This window comes from Microbacterium marmarense (genome assembly GCF_037204165.1).
GTDB lineage: Bacteria > Actinomycetota > Actinomycetes > Actinomycetales > Microbacteriaceae > Microbacterium > Microbacterium marmarense.
The window spans coordinates 541,842-556,154 of record NZ_JBBDGL010000002.1; the positions used below are offsets into that span (position 1 = coordinate 541,842).

Genomic DNA, 14,313 nt, shown 5'->3' on the forward strand with positions numbered 1-14,313 from the left:
GCCCCGCTGAAGGATCAATGCTCCACGGCCGGTGCCGAGCGGGTCCCTCCCAGGGTAGTCGCCCCGATGCCCGCCGCGAGAACAACCAGGCCCGCCCCGATCAGCGCCGTTACGCTCACGCCGGCATCGAATGCTTGAGTCGACGCCTCGCGAAGTGCATCGCCAACCGGTCCACCGAGTTCGCTCGCCGCGTGAGTCGCACCCGCCAGCGTCTCGCGCGCGTCAAATGCGTATTCACTCGGCACACCGGCGGGCACCAAGAAACTGTTGCGATAGATCGCGGTCAGGATGCCGCCCAGCATCGCGGTGCCGAGTACCGCACCGAGCTCGTACGCCGTCTCCGAGACCGCACTCGCGGCGCCAGCCTTCGCTGGCGGCGCGCTCGCGAGAACAAGTTCGTTCGACACCGTCTCGGCCGCGCCGATTCCAATACCCAACGAGACGAATGACGCAACCAGCATCCATAGGTTCTCGGTTGACATCGCCACCCCGAGATAGCCGATCAGCGAGAAGGTCAGCGCCACTGGCACGACGATCCGAGGGGCGTAACGCTTGGCGACGGGTACCACGGTGAGGCCGGAGAGAATCATCGCCAGCAGCCCTGGTACGAGAGCCAGCCCAGCGGCAAAGGGACTGAGCCCGACCACCAGCTGCAAATGCTGGGTCACGAAAAACAGAAAGCCCACGAGCGAAATGACGCTCAACAAGTTGACCAACAGCGCGCCGCTGAACGCGCCGTTCTTGAACAGCGCCATATCGAGCATTGGCGTCGACACTCGCACCTGCCGACGCACGAAAAGTACAGCGAAGATCGCGCCGGTCACGATGAGCGGAATGCCGAGGCTTTCTAATCCATGAACGGCGAGTTCTTTGATTCCCCAGACAAACGGGACCATGGCCGCCATCGACAAGCCGATGCTGGCCGGGTCGAGGGGGCCGGGCTGTGGGTCACGGCTCTCTGGAACCAACATGGGCGCGAGCACCAACAACGGAATAAGCACGGGCACAGACATCAGAAAGACCGACCCCCAGGCGAAGTGCTCGAGCAGCACTCCCCCAACGATCGGGCCCAGCGCCGCGCCGGCGCTGAAGGCAGCGGCCCACACCGCAATGGCGAAGCGCCGCTGATCACGATTCGTGAAGATGCTGCGCAACAGCGAGAGCGTGGAGGGCATCAGCATTGCGCCAAACACACCCATCAGGGCACGAGCACCAATCAGCAACGCGGCAGTGGGTGCAAGCGCGGCAAGCACAGAGACCGCGGCGAACCCCGAGGCACCGATGAGCAGCATGCGTCTGCGACCGAAGCGATCGCCGAGTGAGCCCATCGTGACCAGCAGTCCCGCCAGCACGAGTGGGTATGCGTCGATAATCCATAGCTGTTGCGCGCTGCTGGGTTCCAGGTCGAGAGCAATGGCGGGCAAAGCGAAACTGAGCACCGTGTTGTCGACCGACACCAGCAGCACGGGCAACATCAGCACCACCAGGGCAACCCAACCACGCCATCCCACCCGTTCGCCCTCAGCGACGCGGGGCTGCCTCAGTGTGGCCGTGATCATCTCGTCCTCAGTTTCTATACCGTCCAGCCGGTATAGTATCAGAGCATGGGATCCGACGTCGATACGATCGAGTCATGAGTCGCCCTCCCCTCGCACGCGAGAAAGTCCTCGATGCGTTCGAGCAGATCATGATCGATGACGGAGAGCGCGCGGCCACACTGGAGGCCACTGCCCGCGCGGCCGGAGTTTCCAAGGGCGGCCTGCTCTATCATTTCGGCACGAAGGAAGCCCTCGAGCTCGCGCTGGTCGCACGCTTGAGCGTGCTCGTCGACGAAGACATCGCCGCCATCATTACTGCCGACGAAGGGCCTGTGGCGTACTTCATGCGCTCATCGGCCATGGAAAGCAGCGCCCTTGATCGCGTGTTGATTGCGGTGTCACGTCTCGCGCAGGGAGGAAACACGCACGCCGTATCTGCCCTACACGATGTGCGAGAACGATGGAGCAACGCGATTCGCCCGCATGTGGCAGATGAGACCGCCCACGACCTGGTGATGCTCGTCAGCGACGGCCTGTACTACAACAACGCGCTCGCAGGTTCTGCTGTCGCGGGCCCCGTGCCCACCGGGCCAGCGATGGACGCGCTGATCAAACTCGTCGAGCGCGCCACTCGCACCTAGGCTCTACGCCTCGGTGAGCTCAATCTGCTGGAACAGGTCCGCCTCAACGGCCGCACGCATCTCGTCGAGCAGCGCATCAGGAACCGGCGAGTCGACTGTCAGCACCGAGAGTGCGCGCCCGGTCGAGTCAGGAGCAGCAACCTGCAGTCCTGCGATGTTGATTCCCGCCCCGCCGAGCTTCTGGCCGTAGATCGCCACGATTCCCGGGCGATCCGCATAGCGCATCACGACGTGGTGGCGCTCGATGGGCACTTCGATCTCGTAGCCGTTGATGCCCACGACCTTTGGAATCATTCGCGTTCCAGCGAGAGTGCCCGCCACGCTGAGTACGCTGCCATCAGCAAGTGTGCCGTGCAGGATCGTGATGTTGCGATACTGCGGACTCTCTTCTTCAACAATGAGTCGCGTCTCGATGCCCCGCTGCTCCGCGAACAGGGGCGCGTTGACGTACGAGACGTTCTCGCTCACGACATTTGCGAGAATGCCCTTGAGCGCTGCGAGGCGGTAGACGCTGACGTCGTACTTGGCGAGCTCACCGCGAACTTCGATGTCGAGACTGGTGAGCGCGCTCTGAGCGAGGCCGGTGAAGAACTGACCCAACTGCTCGACGAGCGCGATTCCCGGGCGTACAAATGGATCGATCACACCGCCGGCAACGTTTACGGCGTCTGGCACGAGGTCGCCCTCGAGCGCGAGCTTGACCGACTTTGCCACCGAGACGCCAGCCTTCTCTTGTGCTTCGTCGGTGGATGCTCCCAGGTGCGGCGTCACAACGACGTTTGGCAGGCTCAGCAGCGGGAATGCCGTGCCCTCGGGCTTCGGAGGCTCGCTTGTGAAGACGTCGAGGCCTGCACCGGCGATCTCGTTCGTGGTGAGGGCCGTGTAGAGCGCCTCTTCGTCAATGAGCCCCCCACGAGCAACGTTCACGACGTAGGCGGTCGGCTTCATGATGCGGAACTGCTCCGCACCGATCATGCCCGTCGTCTCGGGCGTTTTCGGCATGTGAATCGTGACGAAGTCGCTCTGGGCGAGCAGCTCGTCGAGGCCGACGAGCGTCACACCAAGCTGCTGCGCGCGCGCCGGCGTGACGTAGGGGTCATACGCGACAACGCTGACCCCGAAAGCCTGCAGGCGTGCGGTGATGAGGGCTCCGATACGCCCGAGGCCAATGATGCCGACAGTCTTTTCAAAAAGTTCGACACCGGTATAAGAACTGCGCTTCCACAGCCCCTCGGCCAGCGAAGCGTGCGCGGCGGGAATGCGGCGCGCAAGCGACAGAATGTGTCCGACGGTGAGCTCGGCGGCCGAGATGATGTTCGATGTCGGCGCATTCACCACCATGACGCCTGCGGTGGTAGCGGACTTGATGTCCACGTTGTCGAGGCCGACGCCGGCACGGGCGATCACCTTGAGCACGGGCGCCGCCGCAATCGCTTCAGCATCCATCTTGGTCGCCGACCGAATCAGCACGGCATGGGCGTCTGCCAGAGCTGGCAACAGCGCGGCGCGATCGGCTCCATCGATTTGGCGAACGTCAAAATCGGGGCCAAGGGCCTCGATCGTCGCAGGAGAGAGTTCTTCGGCAATGAGCACAACAGGCTTCGTCACGAGGTGATTCCTTTGGGGCAGTGCGCGACGGCGGAGCGAAACGACTGGATTACACGCCACACGGCACCGGGGCGATCTCGAATCCAGCCTATCGCGCCCGCACGCGCGCGGCGCACCTTGTGACGCTGCGGGTCAGCCCACCAGCAGCGACGTGTTGAGCGTTGAATAGGCGATAACGTTCAGCCAGAACACCGCGACCAGCGCGAGACCTGCGAGCATGATGAGCAAAAGCTCGTGCCCCTTGCGCCGCGACCCCAGCGCAAATGCCGCGCCCCAAATGAGCAGCGGGAAAGCTGTTGCGAAGATCCACAGGAACCAACCGAGCGCATTGAGGCTCAAGCCGAGATCGCCCGCAACCTGAACCGTTTGGACGAGATTGCCGATCGCGTTCCACATTGCGTAGACGTAGAAGAGTCCGAAGAAACCTGAAATTGTCGCCACAAGCCAAGTAGGAGACCTTCGTGACGCCGTAGGCGCAGCATCCATCGCTTCAGTACTCACTGTCCCACCGTCCCTGTCATCACAAAGGGCCACGGCACGAGAAGAATCAACCCGGCAAAGAGCCAGGCGATACGCACCCAGGTCTTTGAGTGACGCGTGAGAAGAAACGTCGTGCCAAACCAGATGACGGGCGCGAGCGCCGCCAACCAGAAGCTCGCGAGAAACATGAAATCGGTGACGAGATACTGCGCGAGACCTTGCAACCGCAGTCCCCCGATAACCCAGCCGACTACGTACAAGGCATACGCTCCACCGAGAACACCGATGGTCACCAGCGCAGCGTTGCCCATCGGCCTCACCGCAGTGCGCTCCTCGGCTTCGCGCAGCGCCGTCGAATCGGATTCTTCGGTGGCGGGCACATCCTTCGGAGCATCATGGAGACTTTCGCTCCCCTTGCCCACCGCGGAGTAGCCCTTGGGCAGCGACGGAGACGCTGTTGGCGCTGGCGCCGGCGCAACATCGAGCGTCGGGTCGTCATCGCCGTCCCAGCTGAGGGCATCGTCTCGGTGTGAACTCACACCTCCAGGGTAGCCCTGCCCGCCTATCGTGCACCGATCGAACACTATTCGGGCGCCTGTGATAAGACCGGCCGCCACGCTCCGGGTTAGGAGCGTGACGGCCGGTCAAGAGCCGTGCCGGATGGGACGGCGGTCTAAGAGGAGATCAGCGCGCTGCGCTGCCTTCGGTGTAATCCTCGTCGGTCTGCTTCCACGCGAAGAGCCCGCGAAGCTCCTTGCCTGTCGCCTCGATCGGGTGGTCTGCGCCCTTGGCACGCAACTCGAGGAATTCGGGAGCGCCAGCATCCTGATCGTCAATGAAACGCTTGGCGAATGCACCCGACTGAATGTCTGCCAGCACCGCCTTCATGTTCTCCTTGACGCTCGGGTCGATCACGCGAGGGCCTGACACGTAGTCGCCGTATTCAGCGGTGTCAGAGATCGACCAGCGCTGCTTGGCAATGCCGCCCTCCCACATGAGGTCGACGATGAGCTTGAGCTCGTGAAGCACCTCGAAATATGCGATCTCAGGCTGGTAGCCCGCCTCGGTCAGCGTCTCGAAGCCGTACTGGACCAGCTGCGAGGTGCCGCCGCAAAGCACGGACTGCTCGCCGAACAGGTCGGTCTCGGTCTCTTCGGTGAAGGTGGTCTTGATAACGCCAGCGCGCGTGCCGCCAATGGCCTTCGCGTACGAAAGCGCGGTTGCCCACGCGGTGCCCGAAGCGTCGCGCTCGACGGCGATGATGTCGGGGATGCCACGACCTGCAACGAACTCGCGACGCACGGTGTGCCCGGGAGCCTTCGGTGCGACGAGAATAACGTCAACGCCCTCGGGCGCGTCGATGTAGCCGAAGCGGATGTTGAAGCCGTGCGCGAAAGCAAGTGTCTTGCCCTCGGTCAGGTTCGCCTTGATGCTGTCGGTGAAGATCGAGCGCTGGTGCTGGTCGGGAGCCAGGATCATGATGATGTCGGCCCACTCGGTCGCGTCAGCAACGCTCTTGACTTCGAAGCCCTCGTCGGTGGCCTTGGCAGCCGACTTCGAGCCATCCTTGAGCGCGATTGCGACCTCGACACCGGAGTCGCGAAGGTTGAGCGCGTGGGCGTGACCCTGCGAGCCGTAGCCGACGATTGCGACCTTCTTGTTCTGAACGATGCTCAGGTCAGCGTCGGCGTCGTAGAAAATCTCAGCCATGGGGGTATTTCTCCTTGTTTGTGGTCTTGTAATTGATGTCAGCCGCGCAGAACGCGCTCTGTGATGCTCTTGCCACCGCGTCCGATGGCCAGCAAGCCACTCTGGGCGAGCTCTTTGATGCCGAACGGCTCGAGTGCGCGAAGGAAGGCGTCGATCTTGCCTTTGTCGCCGGTCACCTCGGCGACGATTGCCTCGGGCGCGTAGTCGACGACGGATGCACGGAACAGACTCACTACTTCGAGCACGTTCGAGCGGTTGGTGTTGTCTGCTCGAACCTTGACGAGCACGTGCTCGCGCTGCACAGAGGTGGAGTAGTCCAACTCCACGATCTTGAGCACATTGACGAGCTTGTTGAGCTGTTTGGTTACCTGTTCCAGCGGCAACTGATCAACATCGACAACCACCGTGATGCGTGAGAGGCCAGGCACCTCGGTCACGCCCACGGCGAGAGACTCGATGTTGAAACCGCGACGGGCAAAGAGTCCCGCGACGCGAGTAAGCAGACCGGGCTTGTCTTCCACCAGAAGACTCAGCACGTGGGTAGTCATGGCTCAGTCCTCCTGATCGAATGATGGTGCGTGATCGCGCGCATACTGGACGTAGCTGTTGCTGACTCCCTGCGGCACCATCGGCCAGACCATCGAATCGGCGCTCACCACGAAATCGATCACGACCGGGCGATCGTTGGTGTCGAGCGCGAGCTGAATCGCAGCATCGACGTCTTCTTCCTTCTCGACGCGGATCGCCAGACACCCGTAGGCCTCGGAGAGCTTCACGAAATCGGGAATGCGCGCGGTACCGTGACCGGTGTTCAAGTTGGTGTGCGAGTAGCGGCCGTCGTAGAAGAGCGTCTGCCATTGGCGGACCATCCCCAACGAAGAGTTGTTGATGATGGCGACCTTGATCGGGATGTTGTTGATCGCGCACGTAGCGAGTTCCTGATTGGTCATCTGGAAACAGCCGTCGCCGTCGATCGCCCACACGTGACGGTCGGGTTCGGCCACCTTGGCGCCCATCGCCGCGGGGACCGAGTAGCCCATCGTGCCGGCACCACCGGAGTTCAGCCAGGCGTTCGGGCGTTCGTACTTGATGAACTGCGCCGCCCACATCTGGTGCTGACCCACGCCAGAGGCAAAGACACCCTCAGGCCCGGTCAGCTCGCCGATGCGCGAGATCACATACTGCGGCGACATCAGACCGTCAGTGGGCTGTGTGTAGCCGAGAGGGAATTCGTCGCGGAGACCATCGAGAAACGACCACCACTCGGTCGTATCGGCTTTACCCTCGGCCGATGCCGCACGGTAGGCGCCCTCGAGGTCGACAAGCACATCTTTGAGGTCTCCGACAATCGGCACCTCTGCTGCGCGGATCTTGCCGATCTCGGCCGGATCGATATCGACGTGGATCACCTTCGCATTCGGCGCGAAGAGCGCCGCCTTGCCTGTCACCCGGTCATCGAAGCGCGCTCCCAGCGAGACAAGCAGGTCAGCTTCTTGCAGCGCCAGCACCGCGGGAACCGTGCCGTGCATGCCGGGCATTCCAAGGTGCTGCTGATGAGAATCAGGAAAAGCACCGCGCGCCATGAGGGTGGTCACGACGGGGGCACCGGTGATCTCGGCCAGTGCGCGCAACTCTTCAGACGCACGGGCACGAATCACGCCGCCACCGACATAGAGCACGGGCTTGCTCGCCTCAGCGATGAGCTGTGCCGCCGCCTGAATCTGCTTGCCATGTGCTTTGGTCACCGGTCGGTAGCCAGGCAGGTCGATTTTCGGCGGCCAGATGAACGGGGCCTCAGCCTGCTGGGCATCCTTGGTGATGTCAACGAGAACCGGACCCGGACGACCGGTGCCCGCGACCTCGAAAGCCGCCGCAATGGCACCGGGAATCTCAGACGCGTCTTTCACGAGGAACGAGTGCTTCGTGATTGGCATCGTGATGCCGACGATGTCGGCCTCCTGGAACGCGTCGGTTCCCATCAGGTTCGAGAACACCTGACCGGTGATGCACACGAGCGGTACCGAGTCCATATAGGCATCGGCAATCGCAGTTACCAGGTTGGTAGCGCCGGGCCCCGAAGTCGCAATCGCGACTCCGACCTTGTTGGATGCTGCGGCGTAGCCTTCAGCAGCGTGGCCGGCGCCCTGCTCGTGGCGAACCAGGATGTGGCGCAACTCGGTGGAGTCCATGAGCGGGTCGTATACGGGCAGGATGGCGCCGCCCGGCAGGCCGAACACGTCGGTGACACCGAGCAGTTCCAGCGAGCGGACGACCGCCTGCGCTCCCGTGAGCACAGGCGCGGACGCGGTGCGTGCGGGCGGCCGTGGAACGGCCGTTGCAGATTCGGCGGGCATGATGATGATCCTTGATCAGTCGAGTGAGATGTCTGCGGCGAAGCTCAACCGGTCGTCGCGCCCTGCGCAGCAGAGCGAACGAGTCGGGAGTACTTGGCCAGGACGCCACGGGTATAGCGCGGGGGAAGTGGCTCCCAGCCTTCGCGGCGGGAGCTCAGCTCTGCGTCATCGACGAGTAGGTCGAGAGTGCGAGCCGCGATATCGACCCGTATCAGATCACCATCGCGCACGAAGGCAATTGGACCTGCGTCCACTGCTTCGGGTGCTATGTGGCCGATACACAGTCCGGTTGTGCCGCCTGAGAATCTGCCGTCCGTCAAGAGTAGTACATCTTTTCCGAGTCCCGCGCCCTTGATGGCCGCGGTGATCGCGAGCATCTCGCGCATTCCCGGTCCGCCCTTGGGTCCCTCGTACCGGATCACGACGACATCGCCCGCGGCGATCTCGCCAGCTTCGAGCGCGTCCATTGCGCCGCGCTCACGCTCGAACACGCGAGCGGGGCCTTCGAACACATCCGCGTCGAACCCGGCCGACTTCACGACTGCGCCCTCAGGAGCCATCGAACCGTGCAGAATCGTGATGCCGCCGCTTGCATGAATCACGTTGTCAAACGTGTGGATGACATCCCCGTCGACAGGGTCAGGGTTGAGGTCAGCCAAGTTCTCAGCGAGCGTTTTTCCTGTGACAGTCAGAGCGTCGCCGTGGAGCAGGCCCTCGTCGAGCATCGCCTTCATGATCACCGGGATTCCGCCGTGACGATCGACGTCGTTCATCACGTACTGACCGAACGGCTTCATATCGGCGATGTGTGGAGTCTTGTCTCCGATGCGGTTGAAGTCATGCAGGTCAAGATCAACCTGAGCTTCGCGCGCAATCGCGAGAAGGTGCAGAACCACGTTCGTGGAGCCCCCGAGTGCCATCGCGAGTGCGATCGCGTTCTCGAACGCTTCTTTGGTGAGAATATCTCCGGTGGTGATTCCCAGACGTAGCAAGTTCACGACGGCCTCGCCGGAGCGATGCGCGTAGAAGTCACGGCGACGGTCAGCCGCCGCGGGCGCAGCCGAGCCCGGCAGGCTGAGACCGAGTGCCTCACCCACCGACGCCATCGTGTTGGCGGTGTACATGCCACCGCAGGCACCCTCGCCCGGGGCGAACGCACACTCGATGCGCTTGAGGTCGGCTTCGCTCATGCGACCCGCCATGCACGCGCCGACGCCCTCGAAGGAGTCGATGATCGTGATGTCTTTCTCGGTGCCATCGCTGAGCTTGACCCAGCCAGGTGCGATCGACCCGGCGTAGAGGAATACGCTCGAAAGGTTCAATCGCGCCGCCGACATCAGCATGCCGGGAATCGACTTATCGCAGCCGGCGAGAAGCACGGAGCCATCGAGGCGCTCGGCCATCATCACGGTCTCGACAGAATCAGCGATGACCTCCCGCGATACGAGGGAGAAGTGCATGCCTTCGTGGCCCATCGAGATGCCGTCAGACACCGAAATGGTGCCGAACTGCAGCGGATAGCCGCCGCCGGAGTGCACACCTTCTTTGGCTCCCTGCGCGAGGCGATCGAGGCTGAGGTTGCAAGGGGTGATTTCATTCCAGCTCGAAGCGATGCCGATCTGGGGCTTGTCCCAGTCGTCATCACCCATTCCTACCGCGCGGAGCATTCCGCGGGAAGTCGTGGCTTCGATGCCGTCGGTGACCACGCGGCTGCGAGGCTTGATGTCGATGTCGTTCTGCTGCTCGGGCATTATCGAAGTCTATTGCCGTGCGGCGCTGCGTTCGGTACTCAACACCGTCAATAGTGTGGACAGCTCGGCAATATCGGCCACACAGACGGTGGCGGCCGTGGGAGGCGTGCCGACGCGGATTCCCAGATCGCCCTCCCCCATCGTTTTCAGAGCATCTTCGTCGGTGACATCATCGCCTGCGAAGAGCACCGCGGTGGCGCCGACGTGCTCGCGGAGTTCGGCGATCGCAGTGTCTTTGCCTTCGTGCCTGAACGCGTACTCGGTGATGTTGTGCCCGGTGCGTCTGCGCCAGTGTGGGGCCTGCGCAGCGACGAGTTGATCCACCCTCCGCTGCACCTCTGGCGCCACTGCTGGATCAACCAGCCGAGTGTGCAAACCGAACCCGAAGGTCTTGGGTTCGACCCACACTCCATCGACTTCTGCGGTCGCTGCTTCGGCATGCGCGCGTAGTTCGTCGCGCAGTCTGGCGTCATCGGCGTGGTCTTCGTGGGAAACCAACCCGGTGTCGGGATACCAGTATTCGGCGCCGTGCGAACCAGCCAGCAAGATCTGCGAAGCATCGTCGTGCTCAGCGATCACGCGAAGGTCTACCAGGCTGCGCCCCGAAACGAGGGCGACGATCGTCTCTGGCGCATCGATCAGGGCGTTTACGGCAGCTCTGGTCGCGGGAAACATGCGTGCCTGCATCGGCTCGTCGACGAGCGGTGAAAGAGTGCCGTCAAAGTCGAGCGCGACCAGCAGCCGATCCGTCGTGGCGAGCTTGCGCACTGGGTTCAGATAGTTACTCATCGGCGTGCCACCCGCGCAGCCTTCACCGTTCGGGCGTCAGCGAGCGCCGTGAGAAATGATTCGGACCACTTGGCGACATCACTGTCAAGCACCTTCTTCCGAAGTGCACGCATGCGCTTGCCCTGCTCGGCCGGTGGCATCTGGATTGCTCTCATAATCGCGTCCTTCATACCGTCGATGTCGTGCGGGTTGATGCGCACCGCACTTGCCAGTTCGTCAGCCGCCCCGGCAAACTCGCTCAGCACCAGGGTGCCGCGATTGTCGATGCGCGCCGCCACGTACTCTTTCGCCACCAGATTCATGCCATCTCGCAAGGCGGTGACGAGCATGACGTCGGCGGCGAGGAAGAGCGCAACCATCTCTTCGCGTGGGTACGAATTGTGCAGGTAGCGAATCGCCGTGTGACCGGTCGTATCGAAGTCACCGTTTACTCGCCCGACCGCGAGTTCGATTTCATCACGCAGCTGCATGTACGCCTCGACGCGCTCCCGACTAGGGCTGGCCACCTGCACGAGCGTCACGTCTTCAACCCCGACGTGTCCGTCTTCGAGAAGCTCACCGAAGGCTTTGAGCCGGTGGCGGATGCCCTTGGTGTAATCAAGGCGATCCACGCCTAGAAGGATCTTGCGAGGGTTGCCCAGCTCTTGGCGGATCTCTAGCGCCCTCGCCTGCACCTTCGGGTCTTTTGCAAGCTCGACATACGACGACGCATCGATGGAGATCGGGAACGCTTTTGCGAGTGCGTTTCGGGTCGTGCCGTTTTCGAGCGGAACCGCAATGCCGGTTGCCTTGGTCGTGTAGTGAAACAGTCGCCGCACGGCGCGAGCGAAGTTTCCGGCATCAGCTACCCGCTGGAAGCCGATGACATCTGCGCCAAGCAAACCCTCGAGTACTTGCTTGCGCCAGGGCAGCTGCGAGTAGAGACCGTATGCAGGAAACGGAATGTGGTGGAAATAGCCGATCGTCAAGTCTGGGCGCGCTTCGCGAAGCATCTTCGGGACGAGCTGCAGCTGATAGTCCTGCACCCACACCGTGCCCCCCGGGGCGGCTGCCTCGGCGGCCGCTTCAGCAAATCGTTTGTTGACGCGCACATAGGCGTCCCACCAGATCCGGCGATAGCGCGGCGCGGCGATCACGTCGTGGTACAGCGGCCAGAACGTATCGTTCGACATGCCTTCGTAGTAGAGCTCGATCTCTTCGGCGCTGAGCTTGACCGGAACAAGAAGAGTTCCATCGAACTCAAACGGCTCCACTTCGAGATCGGCGCCTCCAGCCCACCCCACCCAGGCGCCATCTTCCTTCTTCATGACAGGCTCGAGCGCGGTGACCAGACCGCCCGGTGAACGACGCCACGACAATTCGCCATCAGCATCCACCACGCGATCTACGGGCAGTCGGTTTGCAACAACAACAAATTCGGCTTGTGACACAGGCCCTCCCGGGTCGGCAGTATGCAGTCAGGCTAACAGTCGCAGGTGCCACATTGCCTTCGGGACGGGTAGCGTGTAAGCATGCGCTCGTATGTCTTCGGAACTGGTCTTCTTTCGGCTCTCACCGGCGGGCTCACGCTCGTGCGCGGACTTCGCGAAGGTGGCCCGTTCACCTGGCGCCAGGCGCTCGCCTGGGCGAGCTGGGGCATTACGGTTGCGCTTGTCGTAGGTGCGATCGTCGACACGCGCCGCGCCGAGAAAGGCAAGCTCGCTCCGGTCGATTCGCCGGTTCACGGCAAAGAGTCCAAGCTCGCCTACCAGAACCTGAATCGCTGAGACCTCAGACCGGCAGCTCGTAGTGCACGAACCCCGTGTGCTCGGCAACTTTGTCGTAGAGGTAGCGAGCTGTCGTGTTGTCTTCGGCTGTGAGCCAATAGACCTTCTCTGATCCGGCAGCAGCAGCCCACGCGCGAACGTGCTCGATCAGTTCGCGGCCCGTTCCCCCACCACGGGAGTGCGGACTGACGAACAAGTCTTCGAGATAGCAGAACGTCGCCGTCGTCCAGGTTCCAGCGTGCGTCAGCCAGTGCACGAATCCGATCGCGACACCTTCATCGTCGCGGGCTATCGCTCCGTGCAGTTCTCGATCCGCAACCATGCGCGCGAAAGTCGTCTGTGACACGTCACGAGCTACCTCGGATTTGTAAAACGTCAGGTAGCTCTGCCAAAGCGGGCCCCACTCGTCGAAGTCAGCGGAGGTCAGCGCGGCGATGGTGGTCATGGTGTCGAAGCTAGCGCGCGCCGAGCGGTCGCGTAAGTGCTGGCCCTACCGGGTGAGAATCAACGCATCACCCTGACCACCGCCACCGCACAGCGCGACCGCCGCCGTGCCGCCGCCGCGGCGCACCAATTCATGCACGGCATGCACCACGAGTCGGTTGCCCGACGCACCGATCGGATGGCCCAAGGCGATGCCGCCTCCGTCTGGGTTGACCACTTCGTCGCGCAGGGACAGTTCCCGTTGCGATTGCGCAACCACCGCTCCGAACGCTTCGTTGATCTCGACAATGTCGAGGTGACTCGGGGCAATGCCCTGCTTCTCGCATGCCTTCTCGATCGCACGGGCAGGCTGAGCCTGAAGCGAGTTGTCGGGTCCGGCGACTTGGCCCGATGCCCCGACGACAGCGAGCACACTCCAGCCATTCTCGGCGGCATGGGCACGCGTCGTCAGCACCACCGCAGAGGCGCCGTCCGATATCGGCGACGAGTTGCCCGCAGTGATGGAGCCGCCCTCAGCGAATGCTGCTCGCAAGCCAGCGAGCGTCTCGACGGTCGTGTTGGGCCGGATGCCTTCGTCTGTGTTGACCACGATGGGGTCACCCTTGCGCTGCGGCACTTCGACGGGAACGATTTCGGCCTTGAAGCGTCCCTCTGCCTGCGCGGCAGCCGCTCGTTGGTGGGACCGGGCGGCGACCGCATCTTGAGCCTCGCGGGTCATGTTCAGTCGCTCGTTGTGGCGCTCAGTCGAGGCGCCCATGCTCTCGTTGTCGTACGCGTCGGTGAGCCCGTCAAAGGCCATGTGGTCGAGCGCCTCGATGGAACCGTAAGCCCAGCCGTTTCGAGAGCCCATGAGCAGATGAGGTGCCCGGGTCATGGACTCCATCCCCGCTGCGACGACAACTGTTGCGTCGCCTGTCGCGATCATGCGGGCGGCATCGATGACGGCGGTCAGCCCCGACAGGCACACCTTGTTCACTGAAGAGGCGTGCACGTTCCATGGAATGCCCGCCCCGACGGCAGCCTGCCGTGCGGGATTCTGGCCTGCGCCAGCCGCCAGCACCTGGCCAACCAGCACAGCGTCGACCGAGTCTGCAGCAATGGATGCCTGCGCCAGCGCCCCGCGGATGGCAGTGCTGCCCAGTTGCACCGCAGTAAGCGAACCGAGCTGACCTTTGAGGCGTCCTTGCGGAGTGCGCGCCGCCGCAATGATCACGATGTCGTTGTTTGTCATT

The 14,313-nt window shown here is 62.8% G+C and carries 14 protein-coding genes; 2 read left to right on the forward strand and 12 right to left on the reverse strand.

What is annotated here, in order from left to right; all coding sequences use genetic code 11:
• Positions 1-14 precede the first annotated feature (14 nt).
• Positions 15-1,559: an MFS transporter gene (locus WDU96_RS09025; RefSeq protein WP_337338154.1), complete on the reverse strand. Its 1,545-nt coding sequence runs from the start codon at positions 1,557-1,559 to the stop codon at positions 15-17.
• 74 nt (positions 1,560-1,633) lie between these two features.
• On the opposite strand from WDU96_RS09025, the gene WDU96_RS09030 reads away from it, so the two are divergent.
• Complete coding sequence (locus tag WDU96_RS09030; protein ID WP_337338155.1) at positions 1,634-2,179, forward strand: TetR/AcrR family transcriptional regulator; 546 nt, start codon at positions 1,634-1,636, stop codon at positions 2,177-2,179.
• A 3-nt stretch (positions 2,180-2,182) separates the two neighbouring features.
• On the opposite strand, the gene serA is transcribed toward WDU96_RS09030, so the two are convergent.
• The 9 genes from serA to WDU96_RS09075 form a co-directional block, all read right to left on the reverse strand.
• Complete coding sequence (gene serA / locus WDU96_RS09035) at positions 2,183-3,787, reverse strand: phosphoglycerate dehydrogenase (RefSeq protein WP_337338156.1); 1,605 nt, start codon at positions 3,785-3,787, stop codon at positions 2,183-2,185.
• Between the two features lie 132 nt (positions 3,788-3,919).
• The gene (locus tag WDU96_RS09040) at positions 3,920-4,288 is read right to left on the reverse strand and encodes a bacitracin resistance protein (protein WP_337338157.1); all 369 of its coding nucleotides are present in this window, start codon (positions 4,286-4,288) and stop codon (positions 3,920-3,922) included.
• Positions 4,285-4,806 carry a DNA polymerase III subunit gamma/tau gene (locus WDU96_RS09045; protein ID WP_337338158.1) on the reverse strand — a complete coding sequence of 174 codons (522 nt, stop codon included), beginning with the start codon at positions 4,804-4,806 and terminating at the stop codon, positions 4,285-4,287. The genes WDU96_RS09040 and WDU96_RS09045 overlap by 4 nt, the downstream gene beginning before the upstream one ends.
• A 145-nt stretch (positions 4,807-4,951) precedes the next feature.
• Complete coding sequence (gene ilvC, locus WDU96_RS09050) at positions 4,952-5,977, reverse strand: ketol-acid reductoisomerase (RefSeq protein WP_337338159.1); 1,026 nt, start codon at positions 5,975-5,977, stop codon at positions 4,952-4,954.
• A gap of 38 nt (positions 5,978-6,015) precedes the next feature.
• Entirely contained in the window at positions 6,016-6,525 is a 510-nt protein-coding gene (gene ilvN / locus WDU96_RS09055; RefSeq protein ID WP_337338160.1) for an acetolactate synthase small subunit, read from the reverse strand.
• A gap of 3 nt (positions 6,526-6,528) precedes the next feature.
• Positions 6,529-8,331 carry an acetolactate synthase large subunit gene (locus WDU96_RS09060; RefSeq protein ID WP_337338161.1) on the reverse strand — a complete coding sequence of 601 codons (1,803 nt, stop codon included), beginning with the start codon at positions 8,329-8,331 and terminating at the stop codon, positions 6,529-6,531.
• A gap of 44 nt (positions 8,332-8,375) precedes the next feature.
• Complete coding sequence (gene ilvD / locus WDU96_RS09065) at positions 8,376-10,082, reverse strand: dihydroxy-acid dehydratase (protein WP_337338162.1); 1,707 nt, start codon at positions 10,080-10,082, stop codon at positions 8,376-8,378.
• Between the two features lie 9 nt (positions 10,083-10,091).
• Positions 10,092-10,871: a trehalose-phosphatase gene (gene otsB, locus WDU96_RS09070; RefSeq protein WP_337338163.1), complete on the reverse strand. Its 780-nt coding sequence runs from the start codon at positions 10,869-10,871 to the stop codon at positions 10,092-10,094.
• Positions 10,868-12,301: an alpha,alpha-trehalose-phosphate synthase (UDP-forming) gene (locus WDU96_RS09075; RefSeq protein WP_337338164.1), complete on the reverse strand. Its 1,434-nt coding sequence runs from the start codon at positions 12,299-12,301 to the stop codon at positions 10,868-10,870. Before WDU96_RS09075 ends, otsB begins: the two co-directional genes overlap by 4 nt.
• 81 nt (positions 12,302-12,382) lie before the next feature.
• On the opposite strand from WDU96_RS09075, the gene WDU96_RS09080 reads away from it, so the two are divergent.
• The gene (locus tag WDU96_RS09080) at positions 12,383-12,637 is read left to right on the forward strand and encodes a hypothetical protein (protein ID WP_337338165.1); all 255 of its coding nucleotides are present in this window, start codon (positions 12,383-12,385) and stop codon (positions 12,635-12,637) included.
• Positions 12,638-12,641: 4 nt separating this feature from the next.
• On the opposite strand, the gene WDU96_RS09085 is transcribed toward WDU96_RS09080, so the two are convergent.
• On the reverse strand, positions 12,642-13,082 hold the full coding sequence (locus WDU96_RS09085; RefSeq protein WP_337338166.1) for a GNAT family N-acetyltransferase: 441 nt from the start codon (positions 13,080-13,082) through the stop codon (positions 12,642-12,644).
• Between the two features lie 45 nt (positions 13,083-13,127).
• The gene (locus tag WDU96_RS09090) at positions 13,128-14,312 is read right to left on the reverse strand and encodes an acetyl-CoA C-acetyltransferase (RefSeq protein WP_337338167.1); all 1,185 of its coding nucleotides are present in this window, start codon (positions 14,310-14,312) and stop codon (positions 13,128-13,130) included.
• Position 14,313 lies beyond the last annotated feature (1 nt).

Excerpts from the sequence above, each read along its gene's own strand:
- ilvC (WP_337338159.1), bottom strand. The coding sequence starts at position 5,977 with ATGGCTGAGATTTTCTACGACGCCGACGCTGACCTGAGCATCGTTCAG.
- WDU96_RS09025 (WP_337338154.1), bottom strand. The coding sequence starts at position 1,559 with ATGATCACGGCCACACTGAGGCAGCCCCGCGTCGCTGAGGGCGAACGG.
- WDU96_RS09090 (WP_337338167.1), bottom strand. The coding sequence starts at position 14,312 with ATGACAAACAACGACATCGTGATCATTGCGGCGGCGCGCACTCCGCAA.
- WDU96_RS09030 (WP_337338155.1), top strand. The coding sequence starts at position 1,634 with ATGAGTCGCCCTCCCCTCGCACGCGAGAAAGTCCTCGATGCGTTCGAG.
- ilvN (WP_337338160.1), bottom strand. The coding sequence starts at position 6,525 with ATGACTACCCACGTGCTGAGTCTTCTGGTGGAAGACAAGCCCGGTCTG.
- WDU96_RS09080 (WP_337338165.1), top strand. The coding sequence starts at position 12,383 with ATGCGCTCGTATGTCTTCGGAACTGGTCTTCTTTCGGCTCTCACCGGC.
- ilvD (WP_337338162.1), bottom strand. The coding sequence starts at position 10,082 with ATGCCCGAGCAGCAGAACGACATCGACATCAAGCCTCGCAGCCGCGTG.
- WDU96_RS09060 (WP_337338161.1), bottom strand. The coding sequence starts at position 8,331 with ATGCCCGCCGAATCTGCAACGGCCGTTCCACGGCCGCCCGCACGCACC.
- WDU96_RS09085 (WP_337338166.1), bottom strand. The coding sequence starts at position 13,082 with ATGACCACCATCGCCGCGCTGACCTCCGCTGACTTCGACGAGTGGGGC.
- otsB (WP_337338163.1), bottom strand. The coding sequence starts at position 10,871 with ATGAGTAACTATCTGAACCCAGTGCGCAAGCTCGCCACGACGGATCGG.